Source organism: Trinickia sp., from assembly GCF_057351765.1.
In genome coordinates this window covers 1-19,469 of sequence record NZ_JBMRBK010000013.1, presented here as the reverse complement: position 1 = coordinate 19,469, position 19,469 = coordinate 1, and the positions used below count along the sequence as shown (strand labels likewise).

General features: G+C 65.0%; 18 protein-coding genes. 10 read left to right on the top strand and 8 right to left on the bottom strand.

All coding sequences use genetic code 11. The annotated features are described in order from the left end of the window. The first annotated feature begins 67 nt into the window (after positions 1–67). Positions 68–1,117 (top strand): L-threonylcarbamoyladenylate synthase, encoded by a 1,050-nt coding sequence (locus tag ACO1XS_RS02235; RefSeq protein ID WP_486389926.1) that lies wholly within the window; start codon positions 68–70, stop codon positions 1,115–1,117. Here ACO1XS_RS02235 and ACO1XS_RS02230 read toward each other — a convergent pair. From ACO1XS_RS02230 to dacB, 6 genes are all read right to left on the bottom strand, one after another. Beyond that, positions 1,059–1,793: an HD domain-containing protein gene (locus ACO1XS_RS02230; RefSeq protein WP_486389925.1), complete on the bottom strand. Its 735-nt coding sequence runs from the start codon at positions 1,791–1,793 to the stop codon at positions 1,059–1,061. The genes ACO1XS_RS02235 and ACO1XS_RS02230 overlap by 59 nt on opposite strands. Continuing rightward, on the bottom strand, positions 1,790–2,926 hold the full coding sequence (locus tag ACO1XS_RS02225) for an adenosylhomocysteinase (RefSeq protein ID WP_331572001.1): 1,137 nt from the start codon (positions 2,924–2,926) through the stop codon (positions 1,790–1,792). Before ACO1XS_RS02225 ends, ACO1XS_RS02230 begins: the two co-directional genes overlap by 4 nt. Continuing rightward, positions 2,923–3,540 carry an NUDIX hydrolase gene (locus ACO1XS_RS02220; RefSeq protein ID WP_486389924.1) on the bottom strand — a complete coding sequence of 206 codons (618 nt, stop codon included), beginning with the start codon at positions 3,538–3,540 and terminating at the stop codon, positions 2,923–2,925. Before ACO1XS_RS02220 ends, ACO1XS_RS02225 begins: the two co-directional genes overlap by 4 nt. A gap of 233 nt (positions 3,541–3,773) precedes the next feature. Next, positions 3,774–4,913, bottom strand: coding sequence for an SGNH/GDSL hydrolase family protein (locus tag ACO1XS_RS02215; protein ID WP_331571997.1), 1,140 nt, complete (start codon positions 4,911–4,913; stop codon positions 3,774–3,776). A gap of 49 nt (positions 4,914–4,962) precedes the next feature. After that, entirely contained in the window at positions 4,963–5,820 is an 858-nt protein-coding gene (locus ACO1XS_RS02210) for a sterol desaturase family protein (protein WP_331571995.1), read from the bottom strand. Positions 5,821–6,085: 265 nt separating this feature from the next. Further along, entirely contained in the window at positions 6,086–7,654 is a 1,569-nt protein-coding gene (gene dacB, locus ACO1XS_RS02205) for a D-alanyl-D-alanine carboxypeptidase/D-alanyl-D-alanine endopeptidase (RefSeq protein WP_486389948.1), read from the bottom strand. A 168-nt stretch (positions 7,655–7,822) separates the two neighbouring features. Here dacB and ACO1XS_RS02200 point away from each other — a divergent pair, with 168 nt between their 5' ends. The 6 genes from ACO1XS_RS02200 (at position 7,823) to ACO1XS_RS02175 (ending at position 13,298) form a co-directional block, all read left to right on the top strand. After that, positions 7,823–8,485, top strand: a complete 663-nt coding sequence (locus tag ACO1XS_RS02200) for a response regulator (RefSeq protein WP_331572035.1) — start codon at positions 7,823–7,825, stop codon at positions 8,483–8,485. A 33-nt stretch (positions 8,486–8,518) separates the two neighbouring features. After that, a complete protein-coding gene (locus ACO1XS_RS02195; RefSeq protein WP_331571991.1) occupies positions 8,519–9,817 on the top strand; it encodes an ATP-binding protein in 1,299 nt (432 codons plus the stop codon). A 134-nt stretch (positions 9,818–9,951) separates the two neighbouring features. After that, positions 9,952–11,439, top strand: a complete 1,488-nt coding sequence (locus ACO1XS_RS02190) for a DegQ family serine endoprotease (RefSeq protein WP_331571989.1) — start codon at positions 9,952–9,954, stop codon at positions 11,437–11,439. Positions 11,440–11,525: 86 nt separating this feature from the next. Continuing rightward, the gene (locus ACO1XS_RS02185) at positions 11,526–12,026 is read left to right on the top strand and encodes a carboxypeptidase-like regulatory domain-containing protein (RefSeq protein WP_331571987.1); all 501 of its coding nucleotides are present in this window, start codon (positions 11,526–11,528) and stop codon (positions 12,024–12,026) included. A 122-nt stretch (positions 12,027–12,148) separates the two neighbouring features. After that, positions 12,149–12,505: a DUF427 domain-containing protein gene (locus tag ACO1XS_RS02180; protein WP_331571985.1), complete on the top strand. Its 357-nt coding sequence runs from the start codon at positions 12,149–12,151 to the stop codon at positions 12,503–12,505. 40 nt (positions 12,506–12,545) lie between these two features. Continuing rightward, positions 12,546–13,298: an SRPBCC family protein gene (locus tag ACO1XS_RS02175; protein WP_481582126.1), complete on the top strand. Its 753-nt coding sequence runs from the start codon at positions 12,546–12,548 to the stop codon at positions 13,296–13,298. Here ACO1XS_RS02175 and ACO1XS_RS02170 read toward each other — a convergent pair. Further along, positions 13,255–14,292 (bottom strand): GlxA family transcriptional regulator, encoded by a 1,038-nt coding sequence (locus tag ACO1XS_RS02170; RefSeq protein WP_486389923.1) that lies wholly within the window; start codon positions 14,290–14,292, stop codon positions 13,255–13,257. The two genes, ACO1XS_RS02175 and ACO1XS_RS02170, sit on opposite strands and share 44 nt — an antisense overlap. 149 nt (positions 14,293–14,441) lie before the next feature. On the opposite strand from ACO1XS_RS02170, the gene ACO1XS_RS02165 reads away from it, so the two are divergent. Then, positions 14,442–15,089 carry a cysteine hydrolase family protein gene (locus tag ACO1XS_RS02165; RefSeq protein ID WP_331571979.1) on the top strand — a complete coding sequence of 216 codons (648 nt, stop codon included), beginning with the start codon at positions 14,442–14,444 and terminating at the stop codon, positions 15,087–15,089. A 37-nt stretch (positions 15,090–15,126) separates the two neighbouring features. Here ACO1XS_RS02165 and ACO1XS_RS02160 read toward each other — a convergent pair whose 3' ends face one another. Beyond that, a complete protein-coding gene (locus ACO1XS_RS02160; RefSeq protein WP_331571977.1) occupies positions 15,127–15,756 on the bottom strand; it encodes a TetR family transcriptional regulator in 630 nt (209 codons plus the stop codon). 450 nt (positions 15,757–16,206) lie between these two features. Here ACO1XS_RS02160 and ACO1XS_RS02155 point away from each other — a divergent pair, with 450 nt between their 5' ends. Both ACO1XS_RS02155 and ACO1XS_RS02150 read left to right on the top strand, forming a co-directional pair. Further along, positions 16,207–17,418: an efflux RND transporter periplasmic adaptor subunit gene (locus tag ACO1XS_RS02155; RefSeq protein ID WP_331571975.1), complete on the top strand. Its 1,212-nt coding sequence runs from the start codon at positions 16,207–16,209 to the stop codon at positions 17,416–17,418. An 18-nt stretch (positions 17,419–17,436) separates the two neighbouring features. Next, the coding region (locus tag ACO1XS_RS02150; protein WP_486389922.1) for an efflux RND transporter permease subunit at positions 17,437–19,469 on the top strand (2,033 nt) is incomplete at its 3' end.

Genomic DNA, 19,469 nt, shown 5'->3' with positions numbered 1-19,469 from the left:
GGCCGGCCGTCGTCGAATCGAACCCGCCCCAGACAAGCTGCAAGCCATACCAGGAAGTCGCCTCGCGATGTCACCCCGCCCGCCACAGTCTCCCGTGCCCGCCGTTGCGGCCGAGCGAATCGAAGAGGCCGCCACGCTGCTCGCCGCGGGGCAGCTTGTCGCCTTTCCGACGGAGACCGTGTATGGGCTCGGCGGCGATGCGCAGGACCCGGCGGCGGTGGCCCGAATCTATGCGGCGAAGGGGCGGCCGTCCAATCACCCCGTCATCGTTCATCTAGGTCCCAACGGCGATCCGCAATACTGGGTCGACGCACTGCCGGACGACGCCAAACGGCTCATCGACGCGTTCTGGCCGGGGCCGCTCACGCTGATCCTGAAGCGCGCGGCGCACATACCCGCGGCCGTGAGCGGCGGTCAGGACACAGTCGGCCTGCGGGCGCCTTCGCATCCGGTCGCGCAGGCGCTGCTCGACGCGTTCGACGCGCGCCGGGCGGGCCACGGCGGTGTCGCGGCTCCGTCGGCGAACCGGTTCGGTCACGTCAGCCCGACGACGGCGCAGCACGTGCGGGAAGAATTCGGCGATAGCCTCTACGTCCTCGACGGCGGCGCGTGCGACGTCGGCATCGAGTCGACGATCCTCGATTTGTCGCGTGGGTTTCCCGCGCTGCTGCGGCCCGGGCGCGTGACGCCTGTCGACATTGCCGATGTACTCGGCGTGGCCCCGCGTCTGCCTGACGGCACCGATGCAACGGCACCGCGCGCCTCGGGTACGCTCAAAGCCCATTACGCGCCGCGTACGCCGCTCACGCTGGCTGCTTTCGAGGCATTGGTGCCGCTGCTCGAAGGCGCGCGCAACGAGAGCGCGCATATTGCGCTTGTGGCGCGCACCTCGAGTGCCGGTGCATGGGCCGACGCGGCCAGCGTGCATTTCGTGGCCGCGCCGGAAGATCCACACGTCTATGCGCGCGAGCTTTACGGCTTGCTGCGGGCGCTGGACCGTGCGGACGTCACGCGGATTTTGGTGGAAAAGCTGCCGGAGACGGCCGAATGGATTGCCGTCAACGATCGGCTGGGCCGGGCCGCTGCCGCGTTCGAGGCGGGCGCAAGTCCTCCATGAGCGTGTCCAGAAAGCTGCGCATGTACTCAGTCCTCGCACGGGCGAGGACTTTGCCGCGATGCGTGAGCATCTCCGATTCAAGCCGGAAGAGCTTTTCGTGGAAGTGGTGAACCACCGACGTGGCCTTGCCGGGAACGAACGTTCCGCCCAGTGACGATGGGTCTGTGTCGACCCACATCGGCTCTCCCAGATAGCCGCCGAACATGAACGCGCGGGCGATGCCGACGGCCCCGAGCGCATCGAGCATGTCCGCATCGCGGACGATCCGCGCTTCGAGCGAAGGCGCCATCGATTCGATATCGTGGCCTGCGCAACGGTAGTACTCGGTGAAATTGACGGCCGCGCAGATGCGATCGATAGCGCTCGCCGGAACGAGCGTCGAGGCCGCTATCCAACACCGCAATTCCGGTTCGGCTTCTTCTGGCGTGACATGGCGACGGTGCTGCTTCTCGAGCACGCGATGAAAGTCATGCAGTAGTGCCGCGATGGCGACGACGAAGCGATCGGCATCCGGTTCGGTATCGCAGATCTGAGCGGCGTTGCACACGACGCGATCCAGATGCGCGATATCGTGCGCCACGATGCTTTGGTCGAACGTCGTTCTCAGTTCGCCCCGGAGTGCCTCGATGACCGGTTGAATCGAAGCGGACGACGAAAATGTGTGGGTTGGACTCATTGCTCGTTCAGGCGTGGAGGGTGGAAATGAGACAGCCAGAGATCGGCGATGAACCGCTTGGATTCGTCGCTGAGGTGGCGAATGTGGCCGCGATGCGCGGTGTCGAGCTGAGAAAGCGCGAAGATCAATTCAGCCTGGACCAGCTTGATAAATGGGCCGAGGACGCCGCCATGCATGAAGTTGATGGCGTTGCCGTCGTTGCACAGATAGGTCGCCCCCTTGCGCGATGCGAGTGCGCAAACGCGCGGATGAAGCGGCGACGGCTTGCGGCGCGCAAGAATGTCATCGTAGCCGTCGATCTCGTCGTCGCCTGATGTGGCCGTGAAAATGAAGGCGCCTTCCTTCATGGCGTCGATATCGGCTGCGCGAACCGATTTGTTTCCCGTCGCCCCGAAAATCACGTCGGCCTGACTCAGAACGGCTGCCCGGCTGCGCAAGCTGTATCCGTGCGCACACGCGAGTGCCTGCCTGACCGGGTTGGAGTCGTGCACGTCCACCCTGACGCCTTTCGCGCGCAGGTTCGCTGCGATGCTGCTTCCGATTTTTCCGTAACCCAGCACGGCGGCCTGCTTGCCCGTCAACAAGATGCCGCACTCGCGCAGCAGCGCATCGGCGGAAAAAACGACGGCCTGGCCGACGAGGAAATCTTCCGGCTCCTTGAGCTTGCTGCGGGCGACGGAGAGAATCGGAAAAGGAAGCTCGCGGCGCTCGTCGTCGCTTGCCAGGAACGACTCGTATTTTTTATGGCCGTTTTCCGTATCCTCTACGATTCCGGCCAGGTTGAATTCGTTGGGCTTCGCCATGTCGTCGAGGACGTGGGAAAAATAGCCGCCCGTATCGATGATGGCGAATCTTTTATCGCAGACGCGTTTTTTCAGGTCGCTCAGAAAGGCGGCCGGTTGCGAAGCGATCGTACGCCTGCTGTAGTTCAAGACCGGCACATCGCGCTGGATCTTCGACAGCACGCTTCGATTCAACGAGCTCGGTTTGGGGATGACAGCCGAAACGGGGACTTTGTCATTGAGCGCCAGCACGAATTCATCCGCATCGGGAACGAGGTGAGTGACGATGACGATCGACTCAACGTCGGCCGGCACGTGCTGCAGCATCATCGAGAAGAACTGCCTGCTCATCGCGCTTCGGCCTCCGCCTGGGCGAGACCCATACGGCCGAGCTTGGCGAACAGCAAGCGCAGATTGGGCTCGTCGATCGCGGCAATGCTCCGATACTCGCATTCCATCTCGGGCGCCCTCGTGCGTGCGCCGATGTCTATCAGATATCGAAAATCGATGTGCAGATGGGAGGGTTCGCGTTTCGCACTGTTCGATGGAATTTCGTGCACGTCGACATCGACCGGAAAAGGATGCAAGCGATGCCAAGTATGCACGGAGCACGAAAATCCGGTTTCCTCCGTGAGCTCGCGCAATGCAGCTCGAACAGGATGTTCGCCTTCCTCGACGTGGCCGCCGGGAGGCAACCATTTGCCGAGCGCCTCGTGCCGGACGACCAGAACCGACTCTTCCCGGAGCGCGATCGCGCTCGCCGTGATATGCGCAGGCCACGTTTTCCGGCTGGTCAAGGGCAGACCTTGCGTGAGCGCGGCGACGACGGGATCGAGAATCGAAATCTCGGCGGGCATCGCCCGAATGTAGAGGATCAGCTGGCTGAGCGGATCGGATGCACAGCGCAACAGCGGCGATGCATCGGCCCTGTCGGACGCGACAGGCAAGTGAGGCAGGTCAAGCATTGTTTCTCCAACAATCGCTTGCCTCTTCGAGGTATCACGCTGGGTGGAAACAGCGCCGCAATGAGCGGGCCGTTCCTTGCGTCGGTTCGTCCGACTGTCATCGACTGCTAGGTATGAGGCGGGGAATGTAAATAGTTCTGATAAGACTGTCAACGATCGTCCGTCGTCGCGTTCGAAACGGCCTGCTTCGAACGCGACGACGGTTGCGTCAGGCGGATCGGATCACCTGCGTATCACTTGCCGATGCCGGCTGCGGCGATCTGTTTTTCGACTTGCTGAGCGAACAGCAGATGCAACCGCGTGGTCGGATGGAGGGTGTCCGCGAACATGTAGGTCTGGTCCGCGTTGGCCGTCGTATAGACCTGCGGCGAACAAAACAACGAGGAGGCCAGCGAAGCACCGAACTGAGCCGGCGTCTCGCCCGGCTGGAGCACGCTGGGGTTGGCCGTCGCGTAGTTCGTCGCGTTCGTCTGCATCGCCGTCAAGTTGCAGGCCGTACCGTTGTTCGACACCGAGAACCCGTTCGCCGACGCACTCGCCACGACGCTGTCGATGAACGAGAACGAATCGACGAAGATGACCTTGCTCATCAGCCCCGTGGCGGTCAGGGCCGTGCTGAAGGCGGTATTGAAGCCGCTGCTGAGCGCGGTGAGCAGCGCACCGCCGTCCGACGAGGCGACGCCGAGCGGCGCCTTGCCGATGTCGGGCACGTTCACCACGACGACCTTCGTTGCACCGTTTTGCAGGATCGTGCCGACTACGCCCGCGAGCGTCGTGGCGGCCGATACCACGTTGGCCTGTTGCTGCGCGATCACGGTCGGGTTGGTCGGAGCGGCAGCGATAGCCTGAGCCGCGATGATGATGTCGTTGGGGCCGCCCTGTACGAGCACGAGTTGCCCGCTATTGAAACTACCTTTCTGGCTCAGGTAGTTCTGCACCTGCGTCGCGACCGGCACCGTCGTCGTCGTCGGATAGCCGATGCCCGGCTGCAGCGAAACGCGCGCGCCGCCTTGGGCGTAGCCGAAGCCGCCCGTGGACGTGGTGGGCAAGCCGAAGCCGCCCGTTACCGCGGTCGTCAGCGTATCGCCGTAGTAGTTGGCGACATTCTGTGTCCAGACCTGCCCCGGATTCGTCGTGAAGCGGCCGCCGCCGAAGTTCGCGTTCGCGAACGGGGCGTAGGTACCGACGTCCGACAGGCTGTCGCCGAACGAGACGACCTTCAACGACACGCCGCCGGCGGGAGTGGAACTCGCTGGCGAGCTCGAGCCACCTCCGCCGCCGCACGCCACGAGCAACGCGAATGCGACACCGGCAATCGCTGTTTGCGCCATGCGCAACAGGCGCTTCGGCTGCGTTTTATGACTGAGTTCCATCGATTTCATCTCCTCGTATGTGTGGTTTGGCTTGAGTTGCGCGAGGCTGCTAGCGTGTCGAGTGCACCGCAGCGGTCCACTCGGGCGGTGCCACGAGCACGCGCAGCTTGTTTCGAACGCCGTCGGCGCGGGCGACATCGGCGAACATCGATGCCCATTCGTGAAACGTCGCCTTCAGCGGGTTATGCGTCGTGGGTCCGTCCACGATTCCATATTCGGGCGGGTCCGCCGGATCTTCCGTCACATAGCTGCCGAAAATGCGGTCCCAGATAACGAGCACGCCCGCGAAATTGCGATCGATGTAGCGTGGATTGCGCGCATGGTGACAGCGGTGGGTCGACGGCGTATTGAGTACGTATCCGAGCCAGCCGAGCCGGCCGAACGCCTGCGTGTGCACGAAGAATTGAAAGGCGAGATTGACGAGGACGATGGCCACGATCTGCGCGGGCGGAAATCCGATCAGCGCGAGCGGTAGCCAGAACACCCACATGCCCGCAACGGGATACATGAGACTCTGACGAAACGCTGTCGACAAGTTGAGCCGCTCCGACGAGTGATGCACCACATGCGCGGCCCAAAGCCAGCGTACGCGGTGGCTCATGCGATGGAAGACGTAATAGAGCAGGTCTTGTGCCACGAACAGCACCGCGAACGCGAACGCGCCGGGTTCCCAGGTCAGCAGCCTGTAGTGCGTATAGACGTAGCCGTAGATCGGCACGACGGCGAACCAGGCGAGCTTGTCGGCGCCTTGATGCATGAGCGCAAGTGCCGCGTTGCAAAGCGTATCGCGCCAGTTGTAGATTCGCGCATCGGCCCGCGTACGCGCCATATGCCACGCTTCCCAGCCGATGCATGCGAGAAAGACGGGCGCCATGGCAATGAGGAGCAATTCGGCGTCGAATTGCATGACGTCTTCCTCCTGTTCTTCTGCTTGGTTTTGCCGCAGCGCTGTCAGCGCCGCTGTCCCCTTTTCGGTCGATCGGAACGGCGGGAAGAATCCTCGCGTGCCATCTCGATCGCTGCCCGACAGCCTACACGTTCGTCCCTTGCGGCGGCGCACTTTATCTTAGAAGAAGTATTCGAGCGAACGGGGGCGGGCAGCGGGTGTGTCGAAGCCGCGTGCGGCAAACGCGTCGGCCGATGTGCGGGGCGCGTCGAGGCCGCGGCGGCGCTCACTTCAATCCGCGATAAACCCATTCGAGCAGTGCGTCGTGGGCTTCGCGGGCCGCGGCGGCATGCTCGTCGTTGATCAGACTGACTACGACATAGCTTTCGCCGTTGGCCGCGGCGACATAGCCCGCGATTGCCCGCACGTCGCGCAGCGTCCCGGTCTTGATATGCGCATTGCCTAAGACCGGTTCGTTGCGTAGCCGGTTGCGCATGGTGCCGTCGACGCCAGCAATCGGCAACGAAGCCACGAACACCTGGGCGACCGGGCTCGCGTTCGCCGCTTGCAACAGCTCGGCGAGTCCCAGCGCGCTGACCTCTTCGTCCCGCGAGAGCCCCGAGCCGTTGGCGAGCGTCAATGCGGGCATCGAGAGTCCGTGCGAATGCAAAAACCGCTCGATGGCCGCCGCCGACTTTTGCGGGGTGGCGGGCGGCTCGCTGGCAACGGCGCCGATCGTGAGAAACAGATTGCGCGCCATCACGTTGTTGCTGAACTTGTTGATGTCGCGCACGATGTCCGCGAGCGGCGGGCCGTGGTGGGTCCCCACGAGCCGTGCGCCGAAGGGGACGGCGCCCTCATGCGTGGTGCCCTTGAACGTCCCGCCCGCCTGGCGCCATAGCGCGAGAAAGCCGCCCGCGAAAAACGCCGTGTGGTCGAGCACCGCGAGGTTGATCGTACGCGGGCCGCAACGCGCAGGATAGTTGCCCGCGAACATCGCTTCGACGGTGCCGTCGCCTTGCGGCGTCACGTTCGGCGTAACCGCATCGGCCGCGCCCACGCACGGGCCCGGGCTTGCGCGCAGCGCATTGTCGACCTTGAGCTGAGCGAGCGGCGGCAGCACGTCGATCGCGACAGCTCCGTCGCCGGCCGGCGTCAGCGTGAACGACAGCGACTTGAATGCATAGAGCAGCGGATCCGGCCCGACGTTGTACGGGGCGTTCGCATCTTCGTCGAACGGCGGCAGATCGCGCGTGGACGGATCGAAAAAGCGCTTGTCGAGCACGAGCGCGCCATCGATGCCCGTGATGCCGTTCTTGCGGATCTTGTCGACGAGATCGACGAGCTCTTCCGGCACGAGCTTCGGATCGCCCGTGCCTTGAACGTAGAGGTCGCCGTGCAGCACGCCGCTCGCATCCACCGTGCCGTCCGCGTAGGCGCGTGTGCGCCACCGGTAGTCGGGCCCGAGCATCGCGAGGCCGGCGTAAGTGGTCACGAGTTTCATCGTGGACGCCGGCAGCATCGGTTTGGTGGCATTGAGCGCGACGACGGGAGTCGGGTTGCCGATGCGCTCGATCACCACGCTGACCGAATTCAGCGGCACATGAGCGCGGGCCAGCGCGCGCGTGACCGCGACGGGCAACTCGGTGCTCACGTTGATGTGCGGCCGGTGCTTGAGTGTGCGCGCTTCGGCATCGGCACCGGCGGCACAGGCGAGGCTCATCGCCACGCCGAGCGCGGCCGCGCTTCGTGCGAACGCCCGCGCGCGGCGCGGCGGCCGGACGAGCGCGGGCGGCGCTTTCGGACGGATGGGCAATACCGAAGGCGGGGCGAGACGGCAAACCCGATTGAGCAGCGCGGCGAGCGGGACGATCGTCATGAAAGGCACGAAGGGCATGGCGAACGGGCGGACAAAGCCGACATTGTAGAGCGGCGCGCCGCCGGGCGGGCGGCACGACGATACGCCGAGCCGGCTACAATGCACGTCATGAGCGACACTGGCGCGGTCGGCCGCGCGGATGCAATGCGGATTTTGCTGGTCGAAGACGACAAGATGATTGCCGAAGGCGTGCGTAAGGCGCTGCGCGGCGACGGCTTCGCGGTGGACTGGGTCCAAGACGGCGAAAGCGCGCCGACCGCCGCGGCCGGGGAGCCGTATGACCTGGTCCTGCTCGATCTCGGGCTGCCCAAGCGCGACGGTCTGGACGTGCTGCGCGCGATGCGCGCGCGGGGGCTGACGATGCCGGTGCTGATCGTGACCGCGCGCGACGCCGTCGCGGACCGCGTGAAGGGGCTCGATGCCGGCGCCGACGACTATCTCGTGAAGCCGTTCGATCTGGACGAGCTGGCTGCGCGCATGCGGGCGCTGATCCGGCGGCAGGCGGGGCGCAGCGAGTCCGTCATCCGTCACGGCACGCTGACCCTCGATCCCGCTGCGCATCAGGTGACGCTCGACGGCACGCCCGTCGCGCTGTCGGCGCGCGAATTCGCGCTGCTCGAGGCGCTGCTCGCGCGCCCTGGCGCCGTGCTCTCCAAGAGTCAGCTCGAGGAAAAAATGTACGGATGGGGCGAGGAGATCGGCAGCAATACCGTCGAAGTCTACATCCACGCGCTGCGCAAGAAGCTCGGCGCGGAACTCATCCGCAACGTGCGCGGCCTCGGCTATATGATCGCGAAGGACGCCTGAGCGCTTCCTTTCGCGGTCCTCTCGTCTTCTTCAATGCGTTCCATTCGTCATCAACTGCTTGTCTGGCTGCTCGCGATCGTCGTTGCGGGCGTGGGTGCGGCGGGCTGGCTCATCTATCGCCAGGCGCTCGCCGAGGCCAACGAACTCTTCGACTACCAGTTGCAGGAGATCGCCGCCGCGCTGCCGTCGGAGCCTTTCTCGCAGATCTTCGGCGCCCACAAGGAGGCCGACGAGGGCATCGTCATCCAGATCTGGAGCCGCACGGGCGCGCTGATGTACTACTCCCATCCGCGCGCGCCGCTCGCGCCGCGCGCCGAGCTCGGGTTCTCGACCGAGCGTACCGAGCGGGGCGACTGGCGCGTGTATGGCGCCATCGTCGGCGACAACGTCGTCCAGCTCGCGCAGCCCGTGTCCGTGCGCAACCGGTTGGCCGCGAACGTCGCGCTGCGCACGCTGTGGCCGCTCATCGTGCTGCTGCCGCTTTTGGGTCTCGCCGTCTGGGTGATCGTCGGGCGCGGATTGGCGCCGCTTGCGCGCGTGACGCGCGCGCTCAACGCACGGCGGCCCGAAGCGCTCGATCCGCTGCCCGACAGGCGGCTGCCACTGGAGGTGCAGCCGCTCGTGCGTGCGTTGAACGGCCTGCTCGCGCGGCTGACCGAGGCACTCGATACGCAGCGCGCCTTCGTGGCCGATGCGGCGCACGAATTGCGCACGCCGCTGGCCGCGGTGCAGATTCAGTCTCAGCTCGTGGCGCGGGCGCGCGACGATGCATCGCGCCGAGAGGCGCTCGACGATTTGCAGGCCGGTGTCACGCGCGCGACGCGTCTTGCCGAGCAACTGCTGGCGCTCGCGCGCGCCGAGCCGGCGGCGGGCGCCGTGCGCGATTCGGTGGACTTGCGACTGTTGCTCGCCGAATGCGTCGCCGCGCATGCGCCGCTCGCGCAGCGCCGCGGCGTCGATCTGGGCTTCGAGGACGCGCAGCCGGCCACCGCCATGGCCGATGCCGATGCGTTGCGCGCGATGTTCGGCAACCTGCTCGATAACGCCGTCAAGTACACGCCGCCGGGCGGGCGCATCGATGTGACGCTCACGGTGGGGCAGGAGGGGCGGCCATGCGTGCAGATCGCCGACAGCGGCCCGGGCATCCCGTCAGACGAGCGTGAGCGCGTGTTCGACCGCTTCTATCGCGATGCGTCGGCGCGCGCCCGTGCCGATGTCTCGGGCAGCGGCCTCGGTTTGGCCATCGTCAAGCGCGTCGCCACGCAAAACGGCGCGACCATCGAACTGGGCGAGGCCGCGCTTGGCGGGCTGCTCGTCACCGTGCGGTTCTGATTTCCGAGCCTCTGAGCCTCTGAGCCCCTGAGCCCCTGAGCCCCTGAGCCCCGTGCGACGGGTTGCCGCACCGTTAAGGTTCCTTTAAGTCGCGCGCCTTACTCTGCGTACCATCAAGTAAGGAGGCCCATTCGATGAACAGGAAATTTCTGTCGCGCGGGGCAATCGCGGTCGCGGTTGCACTCGCCGTATCCGGAGGTTATGTGGCGGGCACGCGCCACGCCGATCCCCAGATCATCACCGCTGCGTACGCCGCGCCGATGATGCCGGCCGAAGCCGCTGCGAAAACGGGCATCCCGGACTTCTCGGGGCTCGTCGAGGCATATGGTCCCGCGGTGGTCAATATCAGCGCGAAGCATGTCGTGAAGCGCACGGCGCACCGCGCGCAGCAACTGCCGATCGACCCGAGCGATCCGTTCTATCAGTTCTTCAAGCGCTTTTACGGCCAGTTCCCCGGCTTCAACGACGGCGATGGCGACGCGCAGCCCGACGCCACCCCGAGCGCAAGCCTGGGCTCGGGCTTCATCATCAGCAATGACGGCTACATCCTGACCAACGCGCATGTGATCGATGGCGCGAACGTCGTCACGGTCAAGCTCACCGACAAGCGGGAGTTCCGCGCGAAGGTCATCGGTACCGACAAGCAGTCCGACGTGGCCGTGATCAAGATCAATGCCTCGAATCTGCCGGTCGTGAAGATCGGCGATCCGCAGCAGAGCAAGGTCGGTCAGTGGGTGGTGGCGATCGGCTCGCCGTACGGGTTCGAGAACACGGTGACCTCGGGCATCATCAGCGCGAAGGGCCGCTCGCTGCCCGACGAGAACTACACGCCGTTCATTCAGACGGATGTGCCGGTCAACCCCGGCAACTCGGGCGGACCGCTCTTCAACCTGCAAGGGCAGGTGATCGGCATCAACTCGATGATCTACTCGCAAACGGGCGGCTTCCAGGGCCTGTCGTTCGCGATCCCGATCGATGAAGCGATGCGTGTCAAGGACGAACTCGTGAAGAACGGCCATGTCAGCCGCGGGCGGCTCGGCGTGGCGGTGCAGGGCGTCAATCAGACCCTGGCCAACTCGTTCGGCCTGCCCAAACCGGCCGGCGCGCTCGTGAGTTCGGTCGATCCGGGCGGCCCGGCCGCGAAGGCGGGACTGCAAGCGGGCGACGTGATTCTTGCCGTCAACGGCGCGGCGGTCGGCGATTCGACCGATCTGCCCGCGCAGATCGCGGCGATGAAGCCCGGCAGCAAGGCCACGCTCGACATCTGGCGCGACAAGTCGAAAAAGCAGCTGACGGTCACGCTGGGCTCGCTCTCGGACACCAAGGTGGCCGACAACAGCACCGCGAGCGCCGCGCCGAGCCGACTGGGCGTGGCAGTGCGCGCGCTGACGCCGCAGGAAAAGAACAGCGGTTCTTTGAATCACGGCCTCGTCGTGCAGCAATCGTCGGGTCCCGCGGCGAATGCCGGCATCCTGCCCGGCGACGTCATTCTCGCCGTCAACGGCAGCCCGGTTTCGTCGCCGGAGCAGCTGAAGCAGATCATCGCGAAGGCCGGCAGCAGTGTCGCGCTGCTGATCCAGCGCAACGATGCACAGATCTTCGTGCCGGTCGATCTCGGTTGAAACCAGCTGCCCGTGCCGGGGCCTCGCGCCCCGCCGGGCACGGGCATTGCTGGCTCTCTTCTTTATGAAGAAAAAGGAGTGATGCCATGAAAACACCCAACAGCAAACGAGCAAGACTCTCGGCCCTGGCCGCGGTCCTTGCCCTCGGATTCGCGGGCGGTGCGTTCGCGCAAGCCTCCTCCAGTTCCGGCACGGTCGGCGGTACGACGACCGACATGACCAGCGCCGGCAACGCGAACGGCGGCGGCATGCCGCCCATTCAGCACGAGGGGGCGGTTTCGTACGTGTCGGGCGGCGTGGGTCTGGACGAGTCCACGGCGCTCAAGAGCGCCGCGCATGAGTGGCCGCTGTCGCTGCGTTTCACGGGTCCGACGGCCGACTATCTGGCCGACGTGCACGTGATGATCGTAGGTTCCGGCAACGACCAGGTCCTTTCGACGGACTCGAAGGGGCCGTACATGCTCGTGAAGCTGCCTCCGGGCCGTTATACGGTGCATGCGAAGTACAAGGATCAGGAGCAAACGCGCGCGGTGACCGTTACGGGCAAGCCCGGGGCGCACGCGGATTTCCACTGGAGCACGCAGTAGCGCACGCCGACCGCGCACGTGCGCGATCTTTGTCTGATAATGGAAGCCACGGGTGAGAGCCCGTGGCTTTTTGCATTGCCGCAAAGGCGTATCTCCGTTCGAACCTTGCCAAGGGAATCGCCATGACGAATGCCCATCGCGTCGATATCGAGCCCAACCCGCATCGTCTGCGTGTGATCCACAGCGGAATCACGCTGGCGGACACGAGCCGGGGATTCACGCTCAAAGAGACCGGCTTGCAAGATGTCTTTTACTTCCCGCGCGAGGACGTCAACATGACGCGCTTCTCGCGTTCGGAGACGACGACGCATTGCCCCTACAAAGGCGATGCGTCGTATTTTCATCTGCGCACGGAAGACGGCGAGGTCATCGAAAACGTGGCATGGAGCTACGAGTCGCCATACGAAGCCGCTGCCGCGATCAAGGATTGCCTGGCGTTTTTCAGCGAGCGCGTCGATCGAATCGACCAGACGTCGTGAGCTGACGCGAGGAGCCGCGCATGCAGCGAAGGGAGTCGTCATGGAGCTGACCGATGCAGTGCGCGTCGACCTTGCGCCAGCCGCCGTAGCCCAAGCGCTGTCGGACCTCGCGCTCGTGCGCGCAAGCCTCGAGAACTGCGAGACGTTCACCCGATTGCCCGACGGCGAATTCGCGTTGACGTTCACCGTGCCTGTCGGTCCGCTCCGAGGACGCTACGAGGTACGGCTGCATCTAGCGGACGTCGAAGACTCACCCGAGCGCGAGCCTGCTCGCGTATTGCATCGCGTGATCAACTTCAAGGCTGGCGCGGCCGGCGTCGGTTCGCTGCGGGGCCAGCTCGAGATCGCACTCGAGCCTGCCGGGTCCGGCGATGCGGCCGAGACCACGCGCATCGATTATGCGATCTGGACAACGCTTACCGGGCCGCTGGCCGCGCTGCCGCCGGGGCAGATCGAAAATGCGCTGCAAGCGCTGGCCGAGGATTTCTTCGCGGAGTTCGCCGCCGTCGTCGAGGCCAAGCACGGCAAGCGGCCCAATCGTGCGGCTCCTGCCGGATGGAGCCGGCGCCAGCATGTGTTCCTGCGGCCCATCAATCTGGCAGGCCTCGTGCACCGGAGTCCACACGTCGACGCGCCGTCGCCCGCCTCGGGCCGATTGAGCGGTCTGCTGCTGGGCGCGCGCGGCTCGCACGGGCTCGAACGCCGCGAACCGCGAGCGATGCCGCCTTGGGCCTGGGCGCTTGCCATCATCATCGTCGGCGCGTTGCTTTATCTGCTGCACCGCCTTCAGTAGCGACCGCTTGCGCCGCGCCGCGGAATTCCCGACGGTATGCACTCGGCGACGTTTTCAATGTCTCGGCGAAATGCTGCCGCAGCGAGACGGCCGAGCCGAAGCCCGCCGATTCGGCGATCGCATCGACGCTCTCGTCGGTCGTCTCGAGCAACTGCTGAGCACGTGAAAGCCGTGCCGTGAGCAGCCATGCGCCGACGGTGGTGCCCGTCGCCTCGCGGAACCGCCGGGTGAAGGTGCGTCGGCTCATCAGCGCGCGTTCGGCCAGCGAGTCGAGCGTATGGGGTTCGTGCACGTTCGCACGGACCCAATCGAGCAGCGCGACGAGCCGCGCGTCGCGCGCGTCGGTGCCGACCGGCTGCTCCACGAATTGAGCCTGCGAGCCCTGGCGGTGCGGCGGTACGACCAGTCGGCGAGCGACGTAGTTCGCGGCTTGCACGCCGCAGCGCGTACGGAGAACATGCAAACAGCAGTCGAGGCCGGCGGCGGTGCCGGCGGACGTCAGGATATCGCCGTCGTCGACATAGAGCGCTGACGCATCGACCTCCACGGCCGGGTAGCGCCGGGCGAATTCGCCGGCCCACGCCCAGTGCGTGGTCGCGCGCCGACCGTCGAGCAGACCCGCGGCCGCCAGGACGAACGCGCCGAGGCACAGCCCCACGCATTGCGCGCCACGCGCATGAGCGCGCCGCAATGCGGCGATCAGCGCGTCCCCGGGCTCGCGAAAGGCGCCGTCCCAGCTCGGCACGATGACGATGTCGGCGACATCCAGCGCATCGAGCCCGTGCGCTGCCGTAATCGTGAATCCCGCCTTTGTTCCAAGATCGCCCGCGCGGCACGCGCACACGCGCAAATCGAAGCGCGGCACATTCCCCGCGCTGTAGTCCTCACCGAAGACGATGCACGGCACCGAGAGATGAAACGGACTGATGCCGTCGAAAGCGACGACAGCGACGATGGGCGCGGCGTCAGGCGAGCCAGCGTTCGGATGGCGCATGAAACTCCTAACGGAGGGCGAATGCGGCGATTGGATTGGCCCGATTATATCGATTAATGTCATTCGGGCCACTATCGGCGGGCGGCCCGGGACGGAAGAATGGAGTCCGTCTTCCGCCTCGCGGACCCCTTCGACATCAGGAGCTCACCATGTCTCGCTTCCCGCGCCGTGCACTCGTCGTCATCGACGTGCAGAACGAATATGTCACCGGCGACTTGCCGATCGAATTCCCGAACGTCCAGAGCTCCCTCGCCAATATCGGGCGGGCGATGGATGCGGCTCGCGCCGCCTCCGTTCCGGTCGTCGTGGTCCAGAACTTCGCGTCAGCGGGCTCGCCGCTTTTTGCGCGCGGCACGCCGGGAGCCGAACTGCATCCGGTAGTCGCCGGCCGGGAGCGCGATCACTATGTCGAAAAATCGCTGCCGAGCGCGTTTGCGGGGACCGACCTTGCTCAGTGGCTCGCCGAGCAGGAAATCGACACGTTGACAGTGGTCGGCTACATGACGCACAACTGCGACGCATCGACCATCGTTCACGCGCTGCACGCGGGTTTCGCCGTCGAGTTTCTCTCCGACGCCTCCGGTTCAGTGCCCTACGAGAACAGCGCAGGCTTTGCGAGCGCGCAGGAAATTCATCGCGTCTATTGCGTGGTGCTGCAGTCGCGCTTCGCGTCCGTGGCCGATACCGACACATGGCTCGCGGCGCTTGCAGCGGGCGAGCCGCTCGAGCGCAGCACGATCTACGCTTCGAATCAGGCCGCCCGGCGGCGCGCCGTGGCGATGCCGACCCAGGCGTAGGGGGCTGGCGCGGCGCGCGGCTCTGCGTTACGTGCGTTCACGCGCCGCGCAGAGCCTGGCTCGTACGCAGCGTATGAAGGCACGCATCGACGAATGCTTCGATGTGCGCGCTGAGATCGATCCTCGGCGGAAGCATCAGTGCATCGCGCAGACATCCTCCAACGAACGCATGGAGAAAGAGTGCCGCGCGTTGGGTATCGAGATCGGGCGGCAACTGGCCGCGCTCGATGGCCGCGCGCAGATCGTCCTCGAGCTTGCCGAGCCCTTCTTCCATGCTGGCCTGATGGCGTGCCTTGACGGGCCCCATTTCATCGACGAATTCGCATTTCAGGAAAAGGATGTCGAAGACGCGGCGGCGCTGCGGATCGACAGCCGCCGCGCGCAAACACCATTTGAGTTTCTCGGCGAGCCGCAGTAGCGGATCGGGCGGCTCGCCATCGCCGGCGGAAAGTTCGTCGAGCGGCAACAAGACGCGGTCGAACATCGCCGTGAAAACATCGGCTTTGTTCGCAAAATGCCAATAGATCGCGCCGCGCGTGACACCCGCCTGCGCAGCGATGTCGGCGAGCGAAGTCCGCGATACGCCCTTGTCATAAAACACCTGCTCTGCCGCATCGAGAATCCGGTTGCGCGTCTCCCGTGCCTCTTCTTTCGTTTTCCTGACCATCTTGCTTTCCGCTTGGCGGCTTCGTCGATTCCCGGCAGTCACGCGTCTGTAACGATACAGTCGGACGAATAGAACGAATCGATTGATTACCGCGTATTACAGGCGCGAATTGTTGCTCGAAGTAAGCATGTTTCGCAACGAAAACCTTTTACATACATTGATGAATGTATATACAATACCGTCCTACGTTTGAATGGTCCAGTGCGGATTCCCGGTAATATCGGTCCCTGGCTGTCTCGCGCGGGATCGCGCGCCAGCTTTGCGCTATCGCTCCAGGCGCGCCGCCGGTATCTCAGCGCGGCGCCGCGCGCCTGACGTGCCGTGCGTGCCCGGCCCTCTCGCGGGGCCGTCGTCTTCAAGCGTTTCGCGACATGAGTCGCGCCGCGCGCCTCGCGGGAATGGGGCGCAGCGGGCCTACTTTGTTCCCAGTCATTGATCAGAGGTCGCTCCATGCGTGTCGAAACGGTTCCTCTTCGCCTGATCGCTACCGCGACGGCTGCCATGATTCTCGCGGCGTGCGGACAAAAGCAGTCGGCACCGCCGCCGCAAACGCCCGAGGTGGGCGTCGTCACCGTCACGACGAGCGCCGTGCCCGTCACGAGCGAGTTGCCGGGGCGCACGAGCGCTTTCCTCGTGGCGCAGGTGCGTGCGCGCGTCGACGGTATCGTGCTGCGCCGCGAGTTCACCGAGGGTAGCGAAGTGAAGGCCGGCCAGCGCTTGTACAAGATCGACCCCGCGCCGTATATCGCCTCGCTCAACAGTGCGAAGGCGTCGCTGGCCAAGGCGCAGGCCAATCTCGCCAGCACGGCGGCCCAGGCGAACCGCTATAAGGTGCTCGTGGCCGCGAACGCGGTCAGCAAGCAGGACTACGACAATGCCGTTGCCGCGCAGGGGCAGGCCGCGGCGGACGTCGCGTCGGCCAAGGCCGCTGTTCAGACGGCGCAGATCAATGTCGGCTACACGGACGTCGTCGCGCCCATCACGGGCCGCACCGGCGTGTCGCAAGTCACGCCGGGCGCGTATGTGCAGGCGAGCGCGGCCACGCTCATGGATACGATTCAGCAGCTCGATCCGATGTACGTCGATCTCACGCAGTCGAGCCTCGACGGGCTCAAGCTGCGTCGCGAAATCCAGGAAGGGCGCTTGAAGACGAACGGACCGGGCGCCGCGAAGGTCACGTTGATTCTCGAAGATGGCAGGACGTACGCCCAGCAGGGCAAGCTGCAGTTTTCCGATGTGACCGTCGATCAGTCGACGGGCTCGATCACGGTGCGGGCGATCTTCCCGAACCCGAACCGGGTCCTGCTGCCGGGCATGTTCGTGCGCGCGCGCATCGAGGAGGGCGTCAACGAACGCGCGATGCTCGTGCCGCAAATCGGCGTCACGCACGATCAGAAAGGACAGGCGAGCGCGCTCGTCGTCGCTGCCGACGGCAAGGTCGCGCCGCGTCCGCTCGTGACCGCGGGCATGCGCGGCCCCGACTGGATCGTCGAGAGCGGCTTGAATCCGGGCGACCGCGTGATCGTTCAGGGCACGGAGAAAGTCCGTCCGGGCATGGCCGTGAAGGCCGTACCGGCCCAGCTCGCGGCGCCGGCATCCGGCGCCTCCACCGCCACTGCCACGCAGCCGGCTTCGGCATCGCAGCCCGCGTCCGGCGCGTAACAGAGGGGAGCCCGTTACATGGCCAAGTTTTTTATCGATCGACCGATTTTCGCGTGGGTGATTGCGATCATCCTGATGCTGGCGGGGATTGCGTCGATCTTCAATCTGCCGATCGCGCAGTACCCGACGATCGCGCCACCGTCGATCCAGATCAGCGCGTCGTATCCGGGCGCCTCGGCGAAGACGGTCGAAAATACGGTGACGCAGGTCATCGAGCAGCAGATGAGCGGCCTCGATCACCTGCTCTATCTATCTTCGACGAGCGACGATTCGGGCACCGCCACGATCACGCTGACGTTTGCCGCCGGCACCAATCCTGACATCGCGCAGGTGCAGGTGCAAAACAAGCTCTCGCTTGCGACGCCGCTTTTGCCGTCGGTCGTGCAGCAACTCGGCACGAAGGTGACGAAATCGAGCAGCAGCTTCCTGCTCGTGCTCGCGTTCGTGTCCGAAGACGGCAGCATGAACAAGTACGACCTTGCGAACTATGTCGCCTCGAACATTCAGGATCCGATCAGCCGTATCGACGGCGTCGGCACCTTGTCGCTGTTCGGCACACAGTACGCGATGCGGATCTGGCTGGACCCGAACAAGCTGACGAACTACGGGCTCACGCCTGTCGACGTCTCGACGGCGATCCAGAACCAGAACGTCCAGGTCGCAGCCGGCCAACTGGGCGGGACGCCCTCCGTGCCGGGGCAGATGCTGCAGGCGACGATCACCGAGCAGACGCTGCTGCGCACGCCCGGTCAGTTCGGCGATATCTTGCTGAAGGTGAATCCGGACGGCTCGCAGGTGCGGATCAAGGACGTTGCGCGCCTCGAGCTCGGCGGCGAAAACTACAACGTCGACACCGCCTACAACGGTCAGCCGACCGTCGGTATGGGCATTCAGCTCGCCACGGGTGCCAACGCCCTCCAGACGGCCAAGCTCGTGCGCCAGCGTGTCGAAGAGCTGTCGCGGTACTTCCCGCACGGTCTTGCGGTGAAGTACCCGTATGACACGACGCCGTTCGTGCGGCTGTCGATCGAGGAAGTGATCAAGACGCTGCTCGAAGGGATCGTGCTCGTCTTCCTGGTCATGTACCTGTTCCTGCAGAACCTGCGCGCGACGTTGATTCCGACGATCGCGGTCCCGGTGGTGCTGCTCGGTACCTTCGCGATCATGAACGCGGTGGGCTTTTCGATCAACGTGCTCTCGATGTTCGGGCTCGTGCTGGCGATCGGTCTGCTCGTCGACGATGCGATCGTCGTGGTCGAGAACGTCGAGCGCGTCATGGCCGAGGAGGGCTTATCGCCCCGGGATGCTACGAGAAAGGCGATGAGCCAGATCACGGGCGCGCTCGTCGGCGTGGCGCTCGTGCTCTCGGCCGTGTTCGTGCCGGTGGCGCTTTCGGGCGGCTCGGTGGGTGCGATCTACCGGCAGTTCTCGCTGACGATCGTCGCGGCGATGGTGCTCTCGGTGCTCGTCGCGCTGATTCTGACGCCGGCGCTGTGCGCGACGATCCTCAAGCCGATACCGGCGGGCCATCACGAGGAAAAGACGGGCTTCTTCGGCTGGTTCAACCGCACGTTCAACACGAGCCGCGAGAAGTATCAGAAAGGCGTGCATCACGTCATTCGCCGTTCGAGCCGCTGGCTGCTGATCTATATCGTCGTCATCGTCGCGATCGGGCTGCTGTTCGTGCGCTTGCCGAAGTCGTTCCTGCCTGACGAGGACCAGGGCTACGCGTTCATTCTCGTGCGCACGCCGACAGGCTCGACGCAAGAGACCACGGGCAAGACCCTCGCGAACATCGCCGACTATCTGCTCAACAAAGAGAAATCGGTCGTCGAATCGGTGTTCACGGTCAACGGCTTCAGCTTCGCGGGCCGCGGCCAGAACTCGGGTCTCGTCTTCGTGCGGCTCAAGGATTACGGCGAGCGGCAGCATGCGGACCAGAAGGTGCAGGCCGTCATTCAGCGGATGTTCATGCACTATGCGAACTACAAGGATGGGCTCGTCATTCCGTTCAACCCGCCGTCGATCCCCGAGCTCGGTACCGCGTCCGG